Source organism: Candidatus Accumulibacter sp. ACC003, from assembly GCF_907163085.1.
Classification (GTDB): Bacteria; Pseudomonadota; Gammaproteobacteria; order Burkholderiales; family Rhodocyclaceae; genus Accumulibacter.
The window spans coordinates 657631-680436 of the sequence record NZ_CAJQTX010000005.1; the positions used below are offsets into that span (position 1 = coordinate 657631).

Consider the following 22806-nt stretch of genomic DNA (forward strand, 5'->3'; position numbering starts at 1 on the left):
CCCGCGAAGTCGTTCGTATGCACATACCGCCAAGACAAGCAAAAACAACACAGAAAAAACACAAACCCCCTCGACACCACAACACCAAATGACCCAAAAATCAGCTTTCGCCTCCTGCCGCTCTCGCTCGGCCTTTACGGTGTGAACTGTTCTTTTCCCGATAGAGGACATGACACACAAAAACAGCCAGAAGAGCGAAACCTTGCGTCCAGAACGCGCCTGATTTTCAGAAAGTTAGCAAGATAATCCAGAAAACCCAAATCATGAAGACAGACGAAAGAACAAAAAGAGCAACTTTATACAACAATCAACAAAACAATTGCCAGCTGAAGAAAACATCGCACCCCACGAGCAGAAGAACGACCAACAATCAGACAACCCTCAAAGGGGGCGCGTCACGACATCACAAGAACTACAGCGCGATACGTCCGGGTCGGCATAGAAGGCCCCACGAGCTACGCAGGAAACTCGTTCCTGAACGGCGCAACAGGCCAAGAGGAAGCATGCTCAACTCGAAGAAAATGTTGCCGTTCGCAGCCTTGTCGCGGCGCCTTTGGGAGCACAGCATTTACGTCGCGGCGCTGAGCCGCGTCCTGGCTCGCAAGCTGACCCGCGTCAATCCCGATGAGGCCGTCGGCGTTGATTCCCGGAATCGGGTCTTCTCTTCGCGGCGGTTTTTTTCCGAGTGCTGCCCACCGCGCCTGCCGGTTGTGCTGCAGTGGCTGCGCCGGCTGGGCCCAAAAAAAGATAAATATGACAAAAACAAACAAAACCCACGACCGCAAAAAGCAAAAAACCACAAATATGACGGCCCACCCGCGAATCCCGGGGATAAAACCAACCCCGGCTCCACCCCTGATTGGTTCTTGTCTCCACTTTCCCCTCCCCGCCACCACGCTCCCCCACTTTTCCCTGCTCCCGACCTACCTGCACGGCCTCGAAGCAGAAAATAGAGAATATAAAGAGCCGTGTGTGGCCACCCACGTCGCACCGTGGGTCCTCGCCTCCAACCTGTACCCGCCAATACGACCCAACACCAAAAGACACCAGTAATTTTTAACCTTGACCAAAACTCATTGGACGCCACCGCGCGCCCGCCCCCAAACCATCGTCCACATACACCCCCGAGCGCCACAACCTTGTAAAATAGCAAAACCCCCCCCCAACTTGGTTAACTTACCAGCCACACCTGCTTCCCCCCCCCCCCCCCCATCCAGATGACCAAGCCTGCACACCCACCGGACCTTACTCAGCCGTTCCCCTTTCGCATCTCACTCCGTATAAACCCACTGCGAGAACAGAGGAACATCCACGACAACATGAAAAGGGCACTTGAGCCTCGACCGCTAGCCGCTTTGCCGACGCGCCAAAGGCGTGCGCGACGCTACAGTCGGCGGATCTTGTCGAGCAGCGTACTGGTCGATGTCTGGTGGATGAACGGTATCGACAGTACCCGCCCGCCCCAGCCGGCGACTTCGCCGTTGCCGACAATCTTGTCGACCGGCCAGTCGCCACCCTTGACGAGAACATCGGGGCGGCAATCGAGAATGCGTTGCAGCGGCGTATCTTCGTCGAACCAGGTGACCAGCGTCACCGCCTCCAGCGCGGCGATGATCGCCAGCCGGTCAGCCAGCGCATTCACCGGGCGATCGTCACCTTTGCCGAGGCGTTTGACCGAGGCATCCGAGTTCAGCGCGACGACCAGCGCCGCACCACAGGCACGGGCCTGCGCGAGCAGCGTCACATGGCCGCGGTGCAGGATGTCGAAGCAGCCATTGCTGAACACCAAGGGCCGCGGCACCGCGACAAGCCGGTAGGCGAACTCGCCCGGTGCGATGATCTTGCTTTCAAAAGCGGGCAGGCGGGTGCTTGCCCGGGCGGTCGAGTCGGCCATTAATCAGTCACTCCAATACGCTCTCGGCGTCTTTGCCGTCGCGGCACAGCTCCGATCACTCGGCGATACGCGCCAGTCTCTCACCAGCCAGCCCGACCGACAAGGCCTGCGCTGCACCGTGGCAACAGCGCTGGCCGCAAGCACTCTGGCGCCGTCCGCCCGTGTACCCTCCGCTCGATGGCGTGAGCAGTGCGTGCCCGATCACCGGCTGCGATCATCGTCGCCCGTGACCTATCGCACGCAGGGCAATGAGCCGACTCGGTATAATCGCCGCTCAAACGATCCCCCGGCCTGACAAGCAGGCTGGCGGCACCGGGAAGATTCCCGCTACAGGAGACAAGATGGATACCAAGAGTGAGGTGGTAGCGGTTCTGGACGAGGTCTTGAGCCTCAAGGGACGAGCCAGCGAGTTTACCCTGAGCACGCCGTTGCTCGGGGCGATTCCGGAACTCGATTCGATGGCCGTGGTTGCGCTGATCACCACCCTCGAAGAACGTTTCGGGTTTACCGTCGATGACGACGAAATCGACGGTTCGGTATTCGCCACGCTGGCCTCGCTGACGGACTTCGTACAAGGTAAGCTGGCCGCGTAGGCACTGCCGCTCACCATGCCCCTTGAAGCATTCTTCCTGCCGGCTGCGGCAGGCCAGCGCTTTGCCCTGCTGCATACGCCAGAGGCCTCGGCAACGCCGCGCGGGGCGGTCGTTTACGTAGCCCCGTTTGCCGAGGAACTCAACAAGTCGCGGCGCATGGCGGCCTTGCAGGCGCGCGCGATGGCTGCCGCCGGCTACCTCGTGTTGCAGATCGACTTGCTGGGCTGTGGCGACAGTTCGGGCGATTTTGCCGACGCCACCTGGGAGGCCTGGTTGGCCGACGTCAAGCTCGCCAGTGACTGCCTGCAGCAGCGAACGACCGCAGCGCTCTGGCTGTGGGGCCAGCGCGCCGGCTGCCTGTTGGCCAACGAGGCCGCGCAGCGCCTGGAGCGCCCGGTCAACCTGCTGTTCTGGCAGCCGGTCGTTTCGGGCAAGCAGTTCCTGCAGCAGTTCCTGCGCCTGAAGGTCGCTGCCGAGATGCTTGGCAGCGACGGCAAGGGCGTCATGGAACGTCTTCGCAGCCAACTGCAACGGGGTGAAGCGGTCGAGGTCGCCGGTTATCTGCTGTCGCCGGCGCTGGCTGCTGGACTCGCCCAAGCCGAGTTGCTGCTGCCGCACCGCTCCGGCCGTGTCGAATGGATCGAGATCTCCGGCCGGCCCGACGCCAGCCTGTCACCGGCTGCCGTGGCGCGCCTAACGCAATGGCAGGCGGCCGGCCAGCAAGCCCGTGGAAGGTCGGTGAGCGGTCCGGCGTTCTGGCAGACTGCCGAGATCAGCGAGTGTCCGGCGCTGCTCGAGGCCAGCATCCAGGCGATGGCCGAGGAACCGCCGCGATGAACGTCGTCGAAGAAGCCCTGCTATTCCCCTGTGCGGGCGAGCTTCTGCCGGCGATCCTTGCCTGGCCGCAAGCTTTGCACGCGGCGCAGCACGGCGCGGACGACAAGCGCGCAGCGCGGTCGTGTGGAACGGCAGACGCCGCGAGCGGCAAAGAGCACGCCGGCAACAGCGAGCCGCGCGGCCGTTGCGGCGTGCTGATCGTCGTCGGTGGCCCGCAATATCGGGTCGGCAGTCACCGACAATTCGTGTTGCTGGCGCGCCGCCTGGCCAGCAAGGCCTACCCGGTGATGCGCTTCGACCACCGCGGCATGGGCGACGCCAGCGGCGAAATGCGCAGCTTCGAGGCCATTTCGACCGACATCGGCGCCGCCGTCGACGCCTTCCAGCGCGCGTGTCCGACGCTGCAGCGGATCGTTATCTGGGGCCTCTGCGACGCGGCCTCCGCGGCCTTGTTGTACGTCAACGGCCGCGACGATCCGCGCATCGCCGGCCTGGTCTTGCTCAATCCCTGGGTGCGGTCGCCGGCGAGTTTGGCACAGACGCATATCAAACACTATTATGGCCAGCGCCTGCTGCAGGGAGAATTCTGGCGCAAGCTGCTCAGTGGCCGGATGCACGTGCTGCAATCGATCGCCGGTCTGCTCAGCAGTGCGCTCGCCGCGCGTCGCGCCAGCGCAGGTGCCGCGAACGGAAAAAGTCTCGGCTTCCAGGATCGCATGGCTGAAGGCTGGCGACACTTTCCCGGCAAGCTGCTGCTGATCCTCAGCGGCCAGGACTACACGCGAACGCTGGCCTTGGCTAGCCCCAGCCTAGAACAGCGTAATGGTGCTAATGCATGACTATCGATAGAACAATACAGCCGGCAAGCACGGCTCCCCTCATTGAGCGAGCCATCCAAATGGATATCCGATCGACCAAACCGCCTGTGGACCGGCGTGCTGAAAAACCGGACCTAGCGCAGTCTGGTTCGAAAGCGAACTACTCGTGCTTGACTTTATCCTCACGGGCTGAATAACTAGTATTCTTCTTAAGCCAAGTTATAGGCTAAGTACGCTCATAAATTACGTAAGCGCTATCCGAAACGTAAGGCCCGGCCGTGGCCCAGCAACCGTGACCGCGCCGGAATGAACGTACTATGTCCTGAATAGCATGCAGCCAGTGAAGGCCCAGATGGCGACACAATGACCGGCGGTCAGCTGCCGGTAGAGACGACGCGTGTGAGACATGAACCGCTTGACCGCATGGGGGGACTACAAGCGAGACACCATAAAATGCAGGACGAGCGAGTCCGGCGAGCGCTATTCGTTCCATTTGGCGACCTTCCTGCGGCGAGGCACGCTCACCCATACCGTTTTCCACGGCTCGCTGCTCGACCATCAGACCGAGAAGCTCTACACCGCGCAGGCGCGTACCGCCGGCAACCCGTCGGATGGGCGGCGCGACGGCTTCAGCTTCAGCTTCGGTGACTGGCAACTGCAAGGCGACGGCGCGCAGCACCTGGCGAAAATGGCCGGCAAGGATTTCTCACTCGATCTGCGCATGGACGACGCGCTGCCCCCTGTTTTGCATCAGGCGCCAGCAACTCCGGTCGCCGGGCTGCTCGATTTCGGCGCCGCCGGCATGAGCTACTACACCTCGCGGCCGCGAATGGCCGCGCAGGGCACGTTGACGATTGCCGGCAAGCCGCAGGCCGTACGCGGCGAAGTCTGGTTCGATCATCAATGGGGCGACTTCGAAGCGGCGGATTTGCGCTGGAACTGGTTCGCGCTGCAGCTGACCGACGGTGTCGACATCATGCTGTTCGAGCTCTTCGACCGGCAAGGCGGATCGGTGCTGCGTATGGGGACGTACGCCAGGGGCGGTACGGTGACCGCCCTCGGTGGCGCCGACTTCGCCGTGAAACCTCGCGGCAGCTGGCAGAGCGCTGCATCGAAGGTAAGCTACCCGATCAACTGGACGATCAGCGTACCGGCGAAGGGCTTGCAGCTGCAAGTCGATCCGGTCATCCGGGCGAGCGAGTTTGACGCGCGCACGACGACGCTGAACGTCTATTGGGAAGGCGCGACAAAGGTGACTGGCTCACACAGCGGCGTCGGTTTCATGGAACTGAGCGGCTACGTGCCGGCGAAGGCGCCGCGAGCGAACGTTGAGAAGAGTGAAGGCGAAAGGCCGCAGAAGGCGGACCCCGGCCGGCACAAGAAATAGTGGCACGGGCCCTGGCGGGCGTCCGGCAGGCGAGAAACTTTGGACGCGGCGCGCGCGCCGTTTTGCCTGCTGACTTGCAGGCGCTAACGGTCATGACATGTCGAGATACCCCAGATCATGAAAGTAATGACCGTTTCCCTCTTCCCCAAGCCCTTCTCCCGCAAGGGGAGACGGGAGTTTCGTGAGTCGCGTACGCGACTTTCACATTAAGATGACGGCCTTCGCGCCCGGGCGGCGCCGCCCGGATCCGCAATGAATCTCCTGAAAACACTTGCCACGGTCAGCAGCATGACTCTGCTGTCGCGTATCCTCGGCTTTGTCCGCGACTTCGTGATTGCCCGGACCTTTGGCGCCGGGGCTTTGACCGACGCTTTCTTCGTGGCCTTCAAGCTGCCCAACCTGTTGCGCCGACTGTTTGCCGAAGGTGCGTTCTCGCAAGCCTTTGTGCCGGTCCTTGGCGAATACAAGAACAAACGCGGCAGCGACGAAACCCGGCAGCTGGTCGACCGGGTGCTCAGCCTGCTGTTGCTCGTCGTCCTGGCGGTGACCGCCGCCGGCATGGCCGGCGCGTCCTTGCTGGTCTACGTTTCGGCGCCGGGTTTCGCCAGCGACCCGGAGAAGTTTGCGCTGACCGTGCAGCTGACACGCATCACCTTCCCGTACATTCTCTTCATGTCACTGGTGGCGCTCGCCGGCGGCGTGCTCAATACCTGGAGCCGTTTTGCCGTACCGGCCTTCACGCCGGTGCTGCTCAACGTCTCCTTTATTCTCATGGCGCTTTTCGCAGCGCCACATTTCGACCCGCCGATTCTGGCATTGGCCTGGGCAGTCTTCCTCGGTGGCGCCCTGCAGCTGGCCTTTCAGCTGCCGGCGCTGCAGCGCATCGGCATGCTGCCACGATTCTCGTTGAACCTCCACGACGAGGGCGTCCGGCGGATCTTCCGCTTGATGGCACCGGCCGTTCTCGGCGTTTCGGTGGCGCAGGTGAGCCTACTGCTGAACACGGTCTTCGCGTCGTTCCTGGCTACCGGCAGCGTCTCCTGGCTGTACTACGCCGACCGCCTGATGGAGTTTCCGGCCGGCTTGCTCGGCGCCGCACTGGGCACCGTCCTCCTCCCTTCGCTGGCCAAATACCATGCCGCCGAACGACACGACGATTACTCGCAGCTCCTCGACTGGGGCTTGCGGCTGACTTTCCTGCTCGCCGCGCCAGCGGCGCTGGCGCTGGCCATTCTCGCCGTGCCACTGATCGTGACGCTGTTCCACCACGGCGCGTTCACGGCCACCGACGTCTTCATGACACGCAACGCGCTGCTCGCCTACAGCGTCGGCCTGCTCGGCCTGATCCTGGTCAAAGTACTGGCGCCGGGTTTCTACGCTCGCCAGAACATTCGCACGCCGGTCAAGATCGCGTTGCTCTCGCTGGTCGTCACGCAAGCGCTGAACCTGGTGCTGATCGGTTGGCTGCAGCACGCCGGACTGGCGTTGTCCATCGGCCTGGCGGCGACGCTGAACGCCAGCCTGCTTTACATCGGCCTGCGGCGGCACGCCATTTACACTCCGCAGCCAGGCTGGCCGCTGTTCTACGGCCGGCTGGCCCTGGCCCTGGCGGCGATGGGCGCAGCGCTCTGGCTGACGGCCGGCGAAGCGAGCGTCTGGCTGGACTGGCGGCTGAGCGAGCGGCTGCTGCGCCTGGCACTGGTTGTCACTTTCGGTGTAGCCGTTTACTTCGCTACACTATGGGTCGCGGGCTTTCGCCTGCGCGACTTCAGACGCAGTGCGGCCGAGTAATCAATCAGGAGAGGAGCAACGATGGAATTGACCAGCAGCAGTTTCAATGACGGCCAGCAGATCCCCGGTGACTTTGCCTTCGGCATCGTCGATCCCGCACACCATGTTGGCCTGGGCCAAAACCGCAACCCGCAGCTGGCGTGGCGCGACGCGCCGGCGGGCACGCAATCCTTTGCCTTGATCTGCCACGATCCGGACGTCCCGAGCCAGGGTGACGACGTCAATCAAGAAGACCGCACGGTGCCGGCATCGCTGCCGCGGGTTGATTTCTTCCACTGGGTGCTGTTTGATCTGCCGGCGACGCTGAGCGAAGTCGGCGACGGCGAATTTTCCAGCGATGTGACGGCACGCGGCAAACCGGGACCGCACGCCCCGCACGACGCACGGCAGGGGATCAATGACTACACCGCCTGGTTTGACGGCGACAACGACATGCGCGGCGACTACTACGGTTACGATGGTCCGTGCCCGCCGTGGAACGACGAAATCGTCCACCACTACGTGTTCACCGTTTTCGCGCTCGACGTCGCGCGGCTGGACGTCGACGGCAAGCTGGGTGGCCAGCAGGTCCGTGCGGCAATGCAGGGACACGTCCTGGCGCAGGCGAGCCTGAGCGGAACCTACACGCTCAATCCGTCGCTGATCGCCGCTGCCGAGTAAAGCTTCTCGGCCGGGGGCTACTGACGAAAAAAAGGCCGCTGCTGCGGCCTTTTTTTCGAACAGCGCGGCGACCATCCGCCGCCTGGCGACTAGTGCACGCTGACCTCGACGCGACGCGCCTCGGCCGGATCTGCGGAGCCGAGAGTCAGCGCCGGCTTCTGCATCGCGAGGCGTGCCTCGGCGATACCGACGTTCTTCAGCGCCTCAGCGACGGCCATCGCCCGCTGCTTCGAGACCTCGGCGTTGGCTTCGGCGCTGCCGCTATCGTCGTGGAAGCCGGCAATGATCAGCTTCGTACTCGGGTTGGCCTTGGCGTGGGCGACGATCAGTTCCAGCGCCGTCGCCGCGTCGGCGGGCAGTACCGCCGAACCCGATGCGAAGTAGATCTTGGCGGTTGGAACCATCGCCACCACGGCGGCCGGAGTGGCTGCCACCACGGCGGCCGGAGCGGCTGCCACCACAGTGGCCGGAGCGGCTGCCACCACGGTGGTCGGAGCGGCTGCCACCACGGCGGCCGGAGTGGCTGCCACCACGGCGGCCGGAGCGGCTGCCACCACGGTGGCCGGAGCGGCTGCCACCACGGTGGCCGGAGCGGCTGCCACCACGGTGGCCGGAGCGGCTGCCACCACGGTGGCCGGAGCGGCTGCCACCACGGCTGCCGGAGCCTGCGCAGCGGCCGCTGGCTTGGCGCCGCCTGCGGGAACCATCAAGGGTACGATCATCAGGGCGACAATGTTGATGATCTTGATCAGCGGGTTGACCGCCGGACCCGCGGTATCCTTGTACGGGTCGCCAACGGTATCGCCGGTCACCGATGCCTTGTGGGCTTCGGAACCTTTGCCACCAAAGTTGCCGTCCTCGATGTGCTTCTTGGCGTTATCCCAGGCGCCACCACCGGTGGTCATCGAGATGGCGATAAAGAGACCGGTGATGATTGTTCCCATCAGCAGACCACCAAGCGCCTGCGGACCAAGCAGCAGGCCGACGACAACCGGTACCAGCACCGGCAGCAGCGAGGGGATGATCATCTCGCGGATCGCGGCAACGGTCAGCATGCCGACAGCGCGGGAGTAATCCGGCTTCGCGGTACCTTCCATGATGCCCTTGATTTCCTTGAACTGCCGGCGCACCTCAACGACCACGGCACCGGCCGCACGACCCACCGCCTCCATCGCCATGGCCGCGAAGACGTAGGGGATCAGGCCGCCGAGGAAGAGCCCGATGATCACCATGTGATTGGAGAGATCAAAGCTCAGGGTGGTACCGAAGTTGGCTTCAAGCGCGTGCGTGTAGTCGGCGAAAAGGACCAGCGCTGCCAGAGCGGCAGAACCGATGGCGTAGCCTTTGGTCACCGCCTTGGTGGTGTTGCCCACCGCGTCGAGCGGATCGGTGACATCACGCACCGATGCCGGCAAACCCGCCATTTCGGCGATACCGCCAGCGTTGTCGGTAATCGGTCCATAGGCGTCGAGGGCAACGATGATCCCGGACATCGACAGCATCGCGGTTGCGGCGATGGCGATGCCGTACAGACCAGCCAGCGCATGCGTGACGTAGATCGCCGCGCAAACGGAGAGCACCGGCAGCGCGCAGGATTTCATCGACACGGCCAGGCCGGCGATAATGTTGGTACCGTGGCCGGTGGTCGAGGCCTCGGCAACGCCTCTGACCGGAGAATACTCGGTCGCCGTGTAATACTCGGTGATCCACACCAGCAGGCCGGTCAGCAGCAGACCGATGCTAGCCGCCCCGAAAATGCTCCCCGAGGTGATCAGCGAGCCATCAGCGAGCGTCACACCGTCGCCGAGCAGCATCTTGGTCACCGGATAGAAGGCGACCAGCGCCAGCCCGCCAGCCACAGCCAGGCCGCGGTAGAGCGCGTTCATGATCTTGCCGCCATCGTTGGCTTTGACGAAGAAACAGCCAACGATCGAGGCAATGATCGAAACGCCACCGAGGACCAGCGGGTAGATGATCAGGTTGTCGCTGGCGCCAGGGACGCCCTTGAGCATCATCGCGCCAAGCACCATCGTCGCCACTACGGTCACCCCGTAGGTCTCGAAGAGGTCGGCTGCCATGCCCGCACAGTCGCCGACGTTATCGCCAACGTTATCGGCGATGACTGCCGGGTTACGTGGATCGTCTTCCGGAATGCCGGCCTCGACCTTCCCGACCAGGTCGGCGCCGACGTCCGCACCCTTGGTGAATATGCCGCCACCCAGACGCGCGAAGATCGATATTAGCGAGCCGCCGAAGGCCAGGCCAACCAGCGGGGCAACCGCATGGTGCAGATCGCCGCCTGGCTCCCTGAGGATGGCGTAGTAGCCAGCGACACCAAGCAGGCCCAGACCGACGACCAGCATGCCGGTAATGGCACCCCCCTTGAAGGCGACATCAAGCGCCGCAGCAATGCCGTTGCGCGCCGCTTCGGCGGTGCGCACATTGGCCCGCACTGAAACGTTCATGCCGATGAAGCCGGTGGCCCCCGAGAGGACGGCGCCGATCAGGAAGCCGAAAGCCATCAAGTGACCAAGCGCCATCCAGATGACGACGAAGAGCACGGCACCGACAATGCCGATGGTGGTGTATTGCTTGTTGAGATACGCAGAAGCGCCTTCCTGAATGGCTTTGGCAATCTCCTGCATTTTCTCGTTGCCGGCGGGCAAGCCGAGAATCCATTTGGTCATTGCAGCGCCGTAACCCACTGCAATGAGCGCGCATAGCAGCGCGAACACCAGATAACCCATATACATGCTCCCTCTCTAAAGTTTTTTTTGAGACCCCTGGGAGACATCCCGCGGGCCGGATTTACCCCTGTAAGCTACTTTATACGAAACAGCCCAGCTTGTAAGCACCTCGTCCGCACGGCTCGCGGCGCCATGGGAAGCCTGGCGGCGGCGAGGGGGTCGAGAACCTTCCTGGCGACTCGCGGGCGCGACGGACCGCGATCGCGGCTTGGTTACGGCTCCCTGTCTTTATGCCGTGGCGACAAGTACCGGCCCGTTTTGCCGCGCTATCCCGGCGGCGAGCGTGCTGCGGTCGTTGGCAATACACTTCGAGGCACGCCACGAGCCGCGGCGTTGAAGGACGCTGCCGCATCAACAGCAGCGGCCATGTCAGCGACCGTCATTGACGACGGCTAACGCAACGCCGCGAAGGCTGCGGCCTTGATCTCTTCGACACTCCCGACACCGGCAATGCGGCGACATTGCGGCGCCTTGGCGTCGCCGGTGGCGGCCCACGCGCGATAGTATTCGAGTAGGGGCTTGGTCTGCGAATGATAGATCTGCAAGCGCTTCTTGACCGTTTCTTCCTGGTCGTCACCACGCTGGATCAGGTCCTCGCCGGTGACATCGTCCTTGCCGGCAACGGCGGGCGCGTTGAAGCGGATGTGATAGGTGCGACCCGAAGCCAGATGAACACGCCGCCCACTCATCCGTTCAATGATCTCGTCATCGGCAACGTCGATTTCGAGCACGTAGTCGAGCGCCACAGCAGCGGTTTTCATCGCCTCGGCTTGCGGCAGTGTCCTCGGGAATCCGTCAAAGAGATAACCAGCGGCGCAGTCACCCTCGTGCAAGCGACCATTGACCAGGCCAATGATGATCTCGTCGGAAACCAGGCCGCCGGCATCCATGATTTTCTTGGCTTCGACACCGAGCGGCGTACCGGCCTTCACCGCGGCGCGCAGCATGTCGCCGGTCGAGATCTGCGGTATACCGAACTGCTCACAAATGAACTGCGCTTGCGTGCCTTTACCGGCCCCTGGCGCACCTAGCAGGATGAGTTTCATGAGTCGCTTTCGTTGATAGTGAAATCCAGCAAATTGTCCAGAAGTTCAGACACTTGCACGTCATCTACAGTACCCCGGCAGCACGTTGTCGTGATCAACACGCCGCACGGTACCTGCAAACGCACGCACGGTCAAACGTTTTGCCGTGAAAGTCGCGTTCGCGACTCACATATTTCCCGTCTACAGCGCGTGGCAGGCGCGAAATTCAGGGCCCAGGCACGCTGCCTGTCGACAGCTGGCGGCGTGCCCGCCGAAATGCGCACGGCATTTGAGCGAGGCGGTCATGACTTTCATGGTCGGCGCTGTCTGTTCGCCGTCATGACGCTTTGAAGTACTCCTGCAGCCGGCGTGCATCCGCCGGCGTGTCCACCCCCGCGGCTGGCAGGTGGTCGGTAATTGCCACACTGATCCGGAACCCATGCCACAGAGCGCGCAACTGTTCGAGCGCCTCGATGCCTTCCAGCGGTGACGGCGCCAAGCCGGAATAGAGGCGCAGAAAATGCGCACGATAGGCGTACAGGCCGACGTGCCGATACGCCAGCATGTCGGCCGGTAAGGTCTCGCCGCCGCCTTCGCGGGCAAAGTGGTCGCGTGCGTAGGGAATCGGCGCGCGCGAAAAATACAGCGCGTCGCCGCTGGCGGTACGCACCAGCTTGACGATGTTCGGGTTGAAGAAATCGGCCGCATCGGCCAGTCGATGCGCCACCGTGGCGATTTCGGCACCGCTGTCGGCCAGCTGTGCGGCCGTTTGGGAAATCAGTGCGGGATCGATCAAGGGCTCGTCACCCTGCACGTTGACCACTACCGTGTCGTCGCCCCAACCGGCGACCTCGACGACCTCGGCCAGACGATCGGTGCCGCTGACGTGATCGGCGCGGGTCGACAGGGCGCGCAGACCGTGCCGTTCGACGGCCGCCAGGACTGCCGGGTGGTCGGTGGCCACCAGCACCTCGTCGGCGCCGGACAGCAGCGCCTGTTCGGCGACGCGCACGACCATCGGTTTGCCGCCGAGGTCGAGGAGTGGCTTGCCCGGCAAGCGTGTGGACGCGTAGCGCGCCGGAATGACAACCTTGAATGGCATCACGGCGGCGGCGGCTCAGAGCTGTTCGGTAGGCAGCTGGCGCGCTTCGTCGTGCAGCATGATCGGGATACCGTCGCGGACCGGGAAAGCCAGTCGGCAGGGTTTGCAGACCAGTTCCGACTCGGCCTTGCGATATTCGAGATTGGCCTTGCAGATCGGGCAGACAAGAATATCAAGCAGGCGTGCGTCCATGCAGTTTCTCCATAATGGTCTCGAAAAGATCAGTGCCACCCGGCGGCGTGCTGATCTCGGCCTCGACCGGCAGAACCCAAGCCTCGGCGATGGTCATGGCGGCGCATTTTACCGCATCTTTCTCGGTCATCAGCAGCACGCCCTGCTCGGCGAAGGCCAGGTCGGTGGCACGATATGCGTGGTGATCGGGAAAAGGATGCGCTTCGAAGTCGAGCCCCAAAGCTTCGAGCTGCCTGAAAAAGCGGCCCGGGTCGCCGATCCCGGCGATGGCATGCAGTGGTCGGCCGCGCAGGTAAGCCGCATCGCAACTGCGTGGCTCGCCGCGACTGGCGACAAAGCGCTGGCCGATCAGGCGCATGTCGAACTGTGGCAGGTCATCGGCGACGCGCAACAGTGGCCGCTCCGGACGACCATTCCAGATCACCGCGGTCGCCTTCGCCAGGCGTGGCAATGACTCCCGCAAGGGTCCTGCCGGCAGCAAGCAGCCGTTGCCGGTGCCGCGTCCGTCGAAGACCACCAGCTCGGCCGAGCGCTGCAAACGATAGTGCTGCAGACCGTCGTCGGAGACGATCACATCGCATTCGGGGTGTGCGGCGAGCAAGGCTTGCCCGGCCGCGACACGGTCACGGCCGACGAAGACCGGCACGCCGCTACGCCTGGCGAGCAACAGCGGCTCGTCGCCGACCACCGCCCAGACAGAGCTGGCGAGCACCGACTGCACGCTCTCGCTGCTACCGCCGTAGCCGCGACTGATGATTCCTGGTCGCCAGCCCTGCGCACGGAGGGCGCGCACCAGCCACAGCACCAGTGGCGTCTTACCGCTGCCGCCGACGGTCAGGTTGCCGACGACGATTACCGGCACGGGCAAGCGCTGCGAGGGCAGGACGCCACGGCGATAAAGCCAGCGGCGCAGGCCGACCAGCGCGCCGAACAACAGCGAGAGGGGTAACAAGGGCCACAGGACGGCTGCCAGCCGCCGTTCGTACCAGCGCTGTGGCAGGCGCCGTGCGACGCCGCCAAGGGCCATCAACGCGGTGCTTGCGTGGCGAAAGAAATGCGCGGATAGCCCGCGGCCTGCGCCGCCTGCATGATGTCAATGACGCTCTGGTGCGTTGCCTTGGCGTCGGCGTTGATCACGATCACCGGTTCCTTGGCGTCACCGGCCGCGCGTCGCAGCGCTTCGCTGATGGCCGTGACGCTGACCGCATCGAGCGGCGACTTGTTGACCAACACCTGTCCGCTGGCCGTTACCGTCACATCGATCTCATTGGGCTGTTCGGTCTGCTTGCTGGCGTCGGCGGTCGGCAGGTTGATCTCCAGGCCAGAGAACTTGGCATAGGTGGTGGTCAGCATCAGAAAGATGATGATCACCAGCAACACGTCGATGAACGGAATCAGGTTGATCTCGGGAACGTCAGTGGCACGCGCGCGGCGAAAGTTCATCGTTCCTTCCTCAGGACCTGCGTTCGCCGTGCAGAACCTCGACCAGACGTACCGCCTGATGCTGCATCTCGATGACGAAGCCCGACACCAGCGCACGGAAATGCCGCCAGAAGATCATGCTCGGGATAGCAATCACCAGGCCAAAGCCGGTGTTGTACAAGGCCACGGAGATGCCGTGCGCGAGCTGCATCGGGTTGCTGCCGCTCGGTGCCTGCGAGCCGAAAATCTCGATCATCCCGACGATGGTTCCGAACAGGCCCATCAGCGGGCTGATCGAGGCGATGGTGCCCAGCGTCGTCAGGTAGCGCTCGAGATCGTGCGAGACGACGCTGCCCGTTTCTTCAATCGCCTCCTTCATGATCTCGCGCGAGCTGCTCTCGTTGCGCAAGCCCGCCGCCAACACCCGGCCCAGTGGCGAATGGGCCTCGAGATCGGTAATCATCGTCGCACTGGCGCCGTTCTGCCTGAACTCGGCGACCACCCGTTGCAGCAAGCCGGGCGGCACGACTTTGGCGGTGCGCAGCGCCACCAGCCGCTCGATGATCAGCGCGACAGCCAGCACCGACGCCAGCAGCAAGGGCCAGATCGGCCAACCAGCAGCCTGAAGGATGGAAAGCACGGTGTACCCCGGGATATTTTGAAGGGGGGAACTTTAGCCTGCAGCGGCGTTTGCGGCAAGCGTTGGCGATTCGTCCGGCGTGCGGCCGGTGCCCCGAGTATCCACAGAAGCTGTGGATAAAGCGGCTGCCAGGCTGTAGACAAAACTCCCAAGCTACCGGCAGACAAGAGATGTTTCTGCTTGCCCGCCGGAGGTGCAGCACGACGTGGTAAGCAAAGCAGCCATCGCCGGTCAAGCGTCGCCGCCACCGCCGCGAGAGTGCAGCACGCCTGGCGCCGATCGCTTGGCGCGCCGCGCGCCGGGGAAGCTGACGGGCGACGCCGATGTAGAATCCGCGGATGTCCAAAACTGCCCCCGCCAGCACCGGCTTCCCGACGGTCCCGTCGGCGAGCCCGGTAATCCCGGTTTCGCTCCTCAATCGCCTGGCGCGCGAACGACTCGAAGCGGCCTTTCCCCTGTGCTGGGTTGCCGGCGAGGTCTCCAACCTCAGTCACGCGCCATCAGGGCACGTCTACTTTTCGCTCAAGGACGCCGCTGCACAGGTGCGCTGTGTGATGTTCCGCAGCCGCGCACAACTGCTCGGTTGGCGGCTTGAAAACGGCCAGCAGATCGAAGCGCGCGTGCTGGTCACGCTGTACGAAGCACGCGGAGACTTCCAGCTCAACGTTGAAGCGGCGCGCCGCGGCGGTGTTGGCAAGCTCTACGAACAGTTCCTTCGCCTGAAGGAAAAACTCGAACGCGAAGGACTCTTTGCCAGCGACAGCAAGCGTGTCTTGCCGGCGTTTCCGCGTCGCGTCGGCGTCGTCACCTCGACGCAGGCGGCGGCGCTGCGCGACGTGCTGAGTACGCTTGCTCGCCGCGCGCCGCAGGTCAGCGTCGTGCTCTATCCAACGCCGGTGCAGGGCGAAGGCGCCGCCGCGCAGATCGCCGCCGCCATTCGCTGCGCCGGCGAGCGTCGCGAAGCCGACGGCTGCGAGCTGCTGATCGTCTGTCGCGGTGGCGGCAGCCTCGAAGACCTCTGGGCATTCAACGACGAGGCCGTGGCGCGCGCGATCCGGGCCTGCCCACTGCCGGTGATCTGTGGCGTGGGCCACGAAACCGACTTCAGCATCGCCGACTTCGCCGCCGATCAGCGGGCGCCGACACCGACCGCCGCCGCTGAACTCGCCGCTCCCGAGCAGGCCGCCTGGTTCGCCCGCCTGACTGCCAGCGAGGCGACGCTGCGCCGCCAGATCGAACAACTCGTCAATCTGCGCGGCCAGCAGCTCGACTGGCTGGTGCGCCGACTGCAACATCCGGCGCAGACCCTCGCCACGCAGCGCGAAAGCCTGCGCAATCTGCAACGGCGGCTCGGCGCCGGTCTGCGCTTGGTCAGCGCACAGGCGCGCAGCGAACTGGCCAGCCGCAGCCGCCGTTTGCTGCTGCACCGCCCTGATCCGGCGCGCCACGCCAGTCGGCTCGCTGCGCTGGCGCCCCGCCTGCGCAGCGCCTGGCACGAAAACCGGCAAGCAAAGTCAGCCGACGTGGCGCGCTTGCGCGATGGCCTCGCGCATCTCAACCCGCAGGCCGTGCTGGCGCGTGGCTACAGCGTCGTCGCCGACGAGAACGGGAAAATCATCCGTGACAGCCTGACTCTGGAACCAAGCCAGCGGATCGCTGTCTTGTTCCACCGGGGTCGCGCCGACGCCGCCGTGCTGGCGGTTTTTGACGACGATGCGGCAGCTCTGGCGGCGAGCAGCATTGCCAGCAAGACGAGCGCCGAATAGAATCCGGGGCTTCGGCGCCCGCAGGAAGACTGCCTGCCTGCAGGTTTTTTTCGGCAGTTGCTCAGCACGCTCGATCTTCAGCCAATGGTCATGACGCTTCGATGACGAAGGTCCTGACCGTTTCCCTCATCCCCGGCCCTTCTCCCGTAGTGGGGAGACGGGCGATTCGTGAGTCGCGGATGCGACTTTCACGGTACGACAGCCATCAAGGAGAACAACAATGGAACATCAACTGCCGCAACTCCCCTTTGCCATCGACGCCCTGGCACCGCACATGTCACAGGAAACCCTCGAATACCATCACGGCAAACACCATCAGGCCTACGTCACCAACCTGAACAATCTGATCAAGGGTAGCGAGTACGAAAACCTCGACCTGGAAGCGATTGTCAAGAAGGCGCCGGCCGGCGGCATTTACAACAATTCGGCGCAGGTATGGAACCACAGCTTCTTCTGGAACTGCCTGAAGGCCAACGGTGGCGGCGCACCAAGCGGCGCACTGGCGGCGGCAATCGACGCCAAGTGGGGTTCCTTCGCCGAATTCGCCAAGGCTTTCCAGGCTTCCGCGGTCGGTAACTTCGGTTCGGGATGGACCTGGCTGGTCAAGAAAGCCGATGGCTCGGTGGACATCGTCAATATGGGTGCCGCTGGCACACCCCTGACCACCGGCGACAAAGCGCTGCTGTGCATCGACGTCTGGGAACACGCCTATTACGTCGACTACCGCAACATGCGTCCCAAGTTCGTCGAGACCTTCCTCGGCCAACTCGCCAACTGGAGCTTCGCCGAGCAGAATTTCGCCGCCTAGAAGCTACTTGTTCGTCGCATTCATCGCAGTCGTCGCGCGGCGCGGCACGATCAGGTGCAACAAACGGCGGGGAGCAGCTTGCTCCCCGTTTTCGTGTTCTCCTGCTGGCCTGCCGAACAAGTCAAGCGGGCGCTCGCGCTGCCACTGCTGCGCCGTCACCAAGGCCACGCGACTACGCCGCCGCTGCCGACCGCAGACGCCCCGGCCCAAGCAGCTCAGCCGAGATCCCGAAAGCCGCGAGATGGGGTGGAATCGCCGCACCGCGAACCAGTGCGGCGCAGCTTTCCGCCATCGCTGGCGCGGTCTGAATGCCGTAACCGCCTTGCGCAGCGAGCCAGAAGAACCCTGGTGCCAGCGAGTCGAAGCCGCCAACCAGACCGCCATCGGCGACGAACGACCGCAAACCGGCCCAGGTGTGGGTGGGACGACGAATCGCCAGCGTCGTCATCTGCGCGATGTTGAAGATGCCCGTGGCGATGTCCAGCTCTTCGGCCTGGACGTCTTGCGGCTCGACCGGGTCGGCGTTGGCTGGCGAGCCGAGCAACATGCCGGCGTCCGGCTTGAAGTACCAGTCCTCGGCGACGCCAATGGTCAACGGCCAGCGCCTGCTGTCGAGGTCTGCCGGCGGCGCGAAAATAAAAACCGATCGCCGCCTTGGCTGCAAGCCGATGCGCGCGACACCCGCCAGGGTCGCGATCTGGTCCGCCCACGCGCCAGCGGCATTGACCACCACTGGTGCGACGTACTGCTGCCCGCCAGCGTCGAGCGACCAGTAATCGGCACAGCGTTGCAAAGCGGTGACCTCGGCCGCGCAGACCAGCACGCCGCCGTGTCGACGCAGAGCACGCAAGTAGCCTTGATGCAGCGCCTGTACGTCGATGTCCGAGGCCGCTCGATCAAGGATCGCGCCGAGCACCTTTTCCGGCCGCAGTACCGGCACCATCGCGCACGCCTGTTGCGCAGACAGCCGCTGTAAATCCTTGCCAGTGCTCGCCAGATCTTGCCAATGGTCGCGCAATAGCTGGTCTTTCCCCGGTGCCGCGACGATCAGGGCGCCGCGCGGCGAAAGCAGTGGGTGATCGGCGAATCCTTCCGGCGGAGCAGCAAAGAAAGCGCGGCTGGCCATGGTCAGGGCGCGCACCTGGCGGTTTCCATAGCTCTCGGCAAACAGCGCCGCCGAGCGACCGGTCGAGTGATATCCCGGCTGCTGCTCACGTTCCAGCACGATCACCCGCCCGTGTTGCGACAACCAATAAGCGATCGAAGCACCGGCGATGCCGCCACCGATGATCACAAAGTCGGCACGATTGCTCGCTCCTGAAGTAGGCATCCACTTTCCCGCGTATCCGAACGCGCTATTGTCGCTGCTCACCACAGGCGTGCGCAATGCGGCCTGCCGGCTGCCCAGGGTGGATTTGTCCTCTCAGGCAACGCACGGGCAATCAAGCAGTTAGTTCTTCCCCCTGGACATCTGCGCCGGAAGTCCGTATAAATGGCGCATGGAAAGCGTTCTTGGTGCATTGCGTGTTCGCTTGGTGGGCAAGAGCGAAGAGGCTCGCTATCGGGAGTTGATGGCAGAGCATCACTACCTGGGCGACCTGGCGAAGATCGGGCACACGCTTTGGTACGTGGCCACCTACGGCGAAAAGTGGACGGCCCTGCTGAGTTTCTCTGCGGCGGCCTGGAAATGCGGCGTTCGTGACCGCTGGATCGGCTGGGACTATCGGCATCAGTACGATCGCTTGGGCCTGGTCGCCAACAACAGTCGCTTTCTGATCCTTCCCGATTGGCATTACCCCAATCTCGGCTCCAAGGTGCTCTCGCTGTGCGAGCGACGGGTCGCCGAGGATTGGCAGGCGCATTTCGGGAAGCCGCTGTTACTGCTGGAGACCTTTGTGGACCCCTCGCGCTTCCAGGGGACCGTCTATCGCGCCGCGAACTGGACGCCTCTGGGGCTGACGCAAGGCTTTCGCCGCACCCGAGAAGGCTACAGCGCCCACCCGACGTCGCCCAAAGTTGTCTTTGTTCGCCCCTTGCAGGCGGACGCTCGCGGCCAACTTTCCCGCTCGATACTCAACCCCCGCTATCGCACAGGAGCGCCCAGGATGATGCTCACCGCCGAACAGATGCGCACGCTTCCCGATTTCTTTGCCGGCATCGCCGACCCGCGGCGCGCGCAAGGAAGGCGTCACCCCCTTCCTGCCGTTCTGGCCATCGCCACGGCGGCGGTCTTGTGCGGAATGCGGGGCTACAAAGCCATCGCCGGGTGGGCCAAAGACCTCACACCGAAAGCACGCGAGCGTTTCCGCTGTCGTCGCGAGAAGGGCGTTTACCGCGTACCCAGCGAGTTCATCATTCGTGACGTCCTGATCCGTGTCGATCCCATGGCGCTCGATCAAGCGTGTCAGCAGTGGAACAAGGCCTATGCTCAAGACGACCCCAGTCTGGCGGTCGACGGCAAGACCATGCGCAATGCCCATGACGAGCACGGTCAGCAAGCACACATCATGAGCGTGGTCGGGCATCAGACCGGCGTGTGTCACACCCAAAAAAAGTCGGCACCTTGCCCGTAAATGGCGGGGACGAGCTCAAGCAGACCAATGAAATCGGGATGTTCATACCCCTGCTCGATGCGATCGATATTCAGGGCAAGGACATCACCGCCGACGCGCTACTGACACAGCGCAAGCTGGCGACCTACCTGGTGGAGCGCAAGGCGCACTATCACTTCACGGTCAAAGGCAATCAGCCAACACTGCAAGCCGATATCGCGCTCCTCTTCCAGGATCGGAAGGGGGCAGACTTCGTGGCGGTTTCGCCACCTGACCATGGTCGGATCGAGACTCGGCGTATTTGGTGCAGCAATGCCCTCAACGCCTATCTCGACTTCCCGTATGTCGGCCAGGTGTTCTTGATCGAGCGCGAAGTGCTGCACAAGAAGAGCGGCAAGCGGACGCACGAAATCGCTCTCGGGATCACCAGTCGCCCTCCAGAACAGGCCAGCCCACAGCAAATCCTCGCCATCAATCGCGGCCATTGGTCGATAGAGAACCGCTGTCACTACGTCATCGACTGGAACTACGACGAGGACCGTAGCCGTATTCGGACTGGTTACGGACCCGAGAACATGTCACGCCTGCGCCGCTTTGCCGTCGGAATCCTGCACCACTTCTCCGACGGCAAAACCAGCATTTCCGAAAAAATGCGCCACCTCAACCGCAACATCCGATTGGTCTTCGACTACCTGCGCATGACCAAAAATTCTACAGGCCACGTATCACCTTGATCCCGGCACGAGAACAAATTTACCGTGGCCGGCTGCCGACGCCATCGCGGGTTGGTCAAACAGCGCCGCCCCTCCCGGGTCTTCCCCAGGAGTCAGGTGGCCTCCCCGCTGCGGAAAATGGCTGGCAAGTAAGACGAGGAATTGGCCAGGGCGACACCGCGACCTGAGCCATGACGCCGCAGGTCGCGAGCGTCAGGGCTCGCGGATCTGAGTATTTTCCAATTCAGGTATGAGCCTGAAGGAGGGAAGATCTCGGAGAGGTTGAGAGGCGGGTTGAAGGTTGAAAGGGGTAGTGTAACGGGGTTGAGTTTGCAGCGGCGGATGGGGTTGTAGGGTTGGTGTTGTGGGGTTCTGGAAAGCTTTTTTTAAACGGGTTTCAAAAGCGCCCGCAGGGCTTCCGGCGGGCGGATTGCGTAGCAATTGGCCTGTCTGGCAAGCGAAGCGCGGCAGGGGGTTGGAGGCGGCGTCAAGCGCGCCGCTTCGGTTTGTCAAAGCTGTCGAAGAGATCGCCCTTGGCGCGTTGCATCGCTTGCGTGGCGGCCAGGTCAGGTTGCGAGCGAGCTTGTGTCTGCAAGGCCTGCAGCGTCACCCCCGGGTTCAGCTGAACCAAGTCTTTTTCGCACAACTGGGCCAGACACTCCAGGGGCGTTTTTACGTCCTCGTGCTTGTAGCGCTTGACGATCTTGCCCTTCGGGCTGACGACGTCCGTAGCGAACATGCAGGGGCGGTGCAGGTTGAGCCACGGATTGAAGGTCTCCTGATAGAAGGCATTGATCGGCTGGGCGAAGTGCTGCGGGATATGCGCGTAGCCCATGTGCTTGCGCACCACGCTGGCATTTTTGCTTTCGGCCAGGGCGTTGTCGTTGCTATGACGCGAGCGTGATTTGGTCTGCTCGATGCGCAACTTTTCGAGCAGCGCCGCCACCTGACGGTTGATGAACTCCGAGCCATTGTCGGAGTGAAAGCCGCGTACGACAAACGGGAACTGAGCCAGGATCAAAGCCAGCACTGGCAACAGAAAAGCCTCGCTGATGGCCTGCACGCAGGCCTCGACCTGCCACTGGCTGACCGCATCCACGCAGGTGATGTGATAGACGCCCTTGACGCCGTCCCGGTCGCCTTGATGGACGGTGTCGATACGCACAAAGCCGGCACGCCCGTCCGGCGCAGGGGCCTTGCGTACGCCGATGGCGTTGCACACCGAGCGGGTCTGCGTGAAATGGATGCGCTGCGCCTGATAGCCGGCGCTCTTGCGCAGGTTGTACAAGTGCGAGGCGGGGAGCGTAGCCAGACGCTCATAGCGCGCGTCACCGTACTCCCGGTAGGCCCGCCGCAGGAGGTGCACGATGGCCGGCCCGCAGACGCCTTCGTGGGCTTTGTCCATTTCGACCAGCAGGGCGATATCGGCGGCAGTGTACTTGCGTGCAAAAGGCCGGGCCGGTGCCCGGTAGCGCTTGACCAGCGGAACGGCCGCCAAGCGGTTGCCCTGCCAACGAGCCACCAAGCGCGTAATCTGCGCCCGACTGTAGCCGCTCGTGTGCTCCAGGTAACGCCGCAACACGCCACGTTCGCGCTTGCTACGGCCAGGGTAGTCGAAGCGCTTGAGCACTCGACTGATGTGCTCGTAGCGCTCGCTATCGTTGCCCGCCGTCGAGAATTCGATGGCGGCGCTGGCGCTGAGAAATTGTTCGACCTGCTCGATCGTGCGCAGCTGTGTTTCGTTCATGTTGATCACCATCTTCAGAATGATCAACCCGTTTCTTCCTGCGCCAACATCTTCTTTCAGGCTCATGCCTCGGTGGAAACACGCGAACCGTTCAGGCTCACACCACAGTGGA

At 63.3% G+C, this 22806-nt stretch carries 21 protein-coding genes; 11 read left to right on the forward strand and 10 right to left on the reverse strand.

Annotated elements, in window-relative coordinates; translation table 11 throughout:
• Positions 1-503 precede the first annotated feature (503 nt).
• Positions 504-953: a hypothetical protein gene (locus tag QZ656_RS12815; protein WP_291993751.1), complete on the forward strand. Its 450-nt coding sequence runs from the start codon at positions 504-506 to the stop codon at positions 951-953.
• Positions 954-1384: 431 nt separating this feature from the next.
• Here the strand turns inward: QZ656_RS12815 and QZ656_RS12820 are convergent, their stop codons facing one another.
• Entirely contained in the window at positions 1385-1894 is a 510-nt protein-coding gene (locus QZ656_RS12820) for an adenylyltransferase/cytidyltransferase family protein (RefSeq protein ID WP_291993752.1), read from the reverse strand.
• 341 nt (positions 1895-2235) lie between these two features.
• Here QZ656_RS12820 and QZ656_RS12825 point away from each other — a divergent pair, with 341 nt between their 5' ends.
• From QZ656_RS12825 to QZ656_RS12850, 6 genes are all read left to right on the forward strand, one after another.
• Positions 2236-2487 (forward strand): acyl carrier protein, encoded by a 252-nt coding sequence (locus QZ656_RS12825; protein ID WP_291993753.1) that lies wholly within the window; start codon positions 2236-2238, stop codon positions 2485-2487.
• Positions 2488-2502: 15 nt separating this feature from the next.
• The gene (locus tag QZ656_RS12830; protein WP_291993754.1) at positions 2503-3324 is read left to right on the forward strand and encodes a hydrolase 2, exosortase A system-associated; all 822 of its coding nucleotides are present in this window, start codon (positions 2503-2505) and stop codon (positions 3322-3324) included.
• Complete coding sequence (locus QZ656_RS12835; RefSeq protein WP_291993755.1) at positions 3321-4163, forward strand: hydrolase 1, exosortase A system-associated; 843 nt, start codon at positions 3321-3323, stop codon at positions 4161-4163. Before QZ656_RS12830 ends, QZ656_RS12835 begins: the two co-directional genes overlap by 4 nt.
• A 385-nt stretch (positions 4164-4548) precedes the next feature.
• Positions 4549-5529, forward strand: a complete 981-nt coding sequence (locus QZ656_RS12840; protein ID WP_291993756.1) for a lipocalin family protein — start codon at positions 4549-4551, stop codon at positions 5527-5529.
• Between the two features lie 252 nt (positions 5530-5781).
• Positions 5782-7320, forward strand: coding sequence for a murein biosynthesis integral membrane protein MurJ (murJ, locus tag QZ656_RS12845; protein ID WP_291993757.1), 1539 nt, complete (start codon positions 5782-5784; stop codon positions 7318-7320).
• Positions 7321-7341: 21 nt separating this feature from the next.
• On the forward strand, positions 7342-7980 hold the full coding sequence (locus QZ656_RS12850; RefSeq protein ID WP_291993758.1) for a YbhB/YbcL family Raf kinase inhibitor-like protein: 639 nt from the start codon (positions 7342-7344) through the stop codon (positions 7978-7980).
• An 89-nt stretch (positions 7981-8069) separates the two neighbouring features.
• On the opposite strand, the gene QZ656_RS12855 is transcribed toward QZ656_RS12850, so the two are convergent.
• The 7 genes from QZ656_RS12855 to QZ656_RS12885 form a co-directional block, all read right to left on the reverse strand.
• Positions 8070-10733, reverse strand: a complete 2664-nt coding sequence (locus QZ656_RS12855; protein WP_291993759.1) for a sodium-translocating pyrophosphatase — start codon at positions 10731-10733, stop codon at positions 8070-8072.
• A gap of 386 nt (positions 10734-11119) precedes the next feature.
• The gene (gene adk, locus QZ656_RS12860; protein WP_291993760.1) at positions 11120-11773 is read right to left on the reverse strand and encodes an adenylate kinase; all 654 of its coding nucleotides are present in this window, start codon (positions 11771-11773) and stop codon (positions 11120-11122) included.
• 316 nt (positions 11774-12089) lie between these two features.
• Entirely contained in the window at positions 12090-12854 is a 765-nt protein-coding gene (kdsB, locus tag QZ656_RS12865; RefSeq protein WP_291993761.1) for a 3-deoxy-manno-octulosonate cytidylyltransferase, read from the reverse strand.
• Positions 12855-12869: 15 nt separating this feature from the next.
• On the reverse strand, positions 12870-13046 hold the full coding sequence (locus QZ656_RS12870; protein WP_291993762.1) for a Trm112 family protein: 177 nt from the start codon (positions 13044-13046) through the stop codon (positions 12870-12872).
• Positions 13027-14073: a tetraacyldisaccharide 4'-kinase gene (gene lpxK / locus QZ656_RS12875; RefSeq protein ID WP_291993763.1), complete on the reverse strand. Its 1047-nt coding sequence runs from the start codon at positions 14071-14073 to the stop codon at positions 13027-13029. The genes QZ656_RS12870 and lpxK overlap by 20 nt, the downstream gene beginning before the upstream one ends.
• The gene (locus tag QZ656_RS12880) at positions 14073-14489 is read right to left on the reverse strand and encodes a biopolymer transporter ExbD (RefSeq protein WP_291993764.1); all 417 of its coding nucleotides are present in this window, start codon (positions 14487-14489) and stop codon (positions 14073-14075) included. Before QZ656_RS12880 ends, lpxK begins: the two co-directional genes overlap by 1 nt.
• Positions 14490-14499: 10 nt before the next feature.
• Positions 14500-15108 (reverse strand): MotA/TolQ/ExbB proton channel family protein, encoded by a 609-nt coding sequence (locus tag QZ656_RS12885; RefSeq protein WP_291993765.1) that lies wholly within the window; start codon positions 15106-15108, stop codon positions 14500-14502.
• A gap of 338 nt (positions 15109-15446) precedes the next feature.
• On the opposite strand from QZ656_RS12885, the gene xseA reads away from it, so the two are divergent.
• Both xseA and QZ656_RS12895 read left to right on the forward strand, forming a co-directional pair.
• Entirely contained in the window at positions 15447-16874 is a 1428-nt protein-coding gene (gene xseA / locus QZ656_RS12890) for an exodeoxyribonuclease VII large subunit (RefSeq protein ID WP_291993766.1), read from the forward strand.
• A gap of 220 nt (positions 16875-17094) precedes the next feature.
• On the forward strand, positions 17095-17682 hold the full coding sequence (locus tag QZ656_RS12895) for a Fe-Mn family superoxide dismutase (protein WP_291993767.1): 588 nt from the start codon (positions 17095-17097) through the stop codon (positions 17680-17682).
• 172 nt (positions 17683-17854) lie between these two features.
• On the opposite strand, the gene QZ656_RS12900 is transcribed toward QZ656_RS12895, so the two are convergent.
• Positions 17855-19012 (reverse strand): FAD-binding oxidoreductase, encoded by a 1158-nt coding sequence (locus QZ656_RS12900; protein WP_291993768.1) that lies wholly within the window; start codon positions 19010-19012, stop codon positions 17855-17857.
• Between the two features lie 169 nt (positions 19013-19181).
• Here QZ656_RS12900 and QZ656_RS12905 point away from each other — a divergent pair, with 169 nt between their 5' ends.
• Together QZ656_RS12905 and QZ656_RS12910 are read left to right on the forward strand one after the other, a co-directional pair.
• A complete protein-coding gene (locus tag QZ656_RS12905; protein WP_291991588.1) occupies positions 19182-20255 on the forward strand; it encodes a Druantia anti-phage system protein DruA in 1074 nt (357 codons plus the stop codon).
• Positions 20219-20968, forward strand: coding sequence for an ISAs1 family transposase (locus QZ656_RS12910; RefSeq protein WP_291991589.1), 750 nt, complete (start codon positions 20219-20221; stop codon positions 20966-20968). Before QZ656_RS12905 ends, QZ656_RS12910 begins: the two co-directional genes overlap by 37 nt.
• Positions 20969-21434: 466 nt before the next feature.
• On the opposite strand, the gene QZ656_RS12915 is transcribed toward QZ656_RS12910, so the two are convergent.
• Positions 21435-22721: an integrase gene (locus QZ656_RS12915; RefSeq protein WP_291993769.1), complete on the reverse strand. Its 1287-nt coding sequence runs from the start codon at positions 22719-22721 to the stop codon at positions 21435-21437.
• Positions 22722-22806: the final 85 nt, after the last annotated feature.

Bases quoted from the DNA above. Each gene is read 5' to 3' on its own strand.
- kdsB (WP_291993761.1), bottom strand. From the start codon at position 12,854: ATGCCATTCAAGGTTGTCATTCCGGCGCGCTACGCGTCCACACGCTTG.
- QZ656_RS12815 (WP_291993751.1), top strand. From the start codon at position 504: ATGCTCAACTCGAAGAAAATGTTGCCGTTCGCAGCCTTGTCGCGGCGC.
- QZ656_RS12830 (WP_291993754.1), top strand. From the start codon at position 2,503: ATGCCCCTTGAAGCATTCTTCCTGCCGGCTGCGGCAGGCCAGCGCTTT.
- adk (WP_291993760.1), bottom strand. From the start codon at position 11,773: ATGAAACTCATCCTGCTAGGTGCGCCAGGGGCCGGTAAAGGCACGCAA.
- QZ656_RS12850 (WP_291993758.1), top strand. From the start codon at position 7,342: ATGGAATTGACCAGCAGCAGTTTCAATGACGGCCAGCAGATCCCCGGT.
- QZ656_RS12900 (WP_291993768.1), bottom strand. From the start codon at position 19,012: ATGCCTACTTCAGGAGCGAGCAATCGTGCCGACTTTGTGATCATCGGT.
- QZ656_RS12825 (WP_291993753.1), top strand. From the start codon at position 2,236: ATGGATACCAAGAGTGAGGTGGTAGCGGTTCTGGACGAGGTCTTGAGC.
- murJ (WP_291993757.1), top strand. From the start codon at position 5,782: ATGAATCTCCTGAAAACACTTGCCACGGTCAGCAGCATGACTCTGCTG.
- QZ656_RS12880 (WP_291993764.1), bottom strand. From the start codon at position 14,489: ATGAACTTTCGCCGCGCGCGTGCCACTGACGTTCCCGAGATCAACCTG.
- QZ656_RS12855 (WP_291993759.1), bottom strand. From the start codon at position 10,733: ATGTATATGGGTTATCTGGTGTTCGCGCTGCTATGCGCGCTCATTGCA.
- QZ656_RS12905 (WP_291991588.1), top strand. From the start codon at position 19,182: ATGGAAAGCGTTCTTGGTGCATTGCGTGTTCGCTTGGTGGGCAAGAGC.
- QZ656_RS12820 (WP_291993752.1), bottom strand. From the start codon at position 1,894: ATGGCCGACTCGACCGCCCGGGCAAGCACCCGCCTGCCCGCTTTTGAA.
- lpxK (WP_291993763.1), bottom strand. From the start codon at position 14,073: ATGGCCCTTGGCGGCGTCGCACGGCGCCTGCCACAGCGCTGGTACGAA.
- QZ656_RS12895 (WP_291993767.1), top strand. From the start codon at position 17,095: ATGGAACATCAACTGCCGCAACTCCCCTTTGCCATCGACGCCCTGGCA.
- QZ656_RS12870 (WP_291993762.1), bottom strand. From the start codon at position 13,046: ATGGACGCACGCCTGCTTGATATTCTTGTCTGCCCGATCTGCAAGGCC.
- xseA (WP_291993766.1), top strand. From the start codon at position 15,447: ATGTCCAAAACTGCCCCCGCCAGCACCGGCTTCCCGACGGTCCCGTCG.
- QZ656_RS12840 (WP_291993756.1), top strand. From the start codon at position 4,549: ATGAACCGCTTGACCGCATGGGGGGACTACAAGCGAGACACCATAAAA.
- QZ656_RS12835 (WP_291993755.1), top strand. From the start codon at position 3,321: ATGAACGTCGTCGAAGAAGCCCTGCTATTCCCCTGTGCGGGCGAGCTT.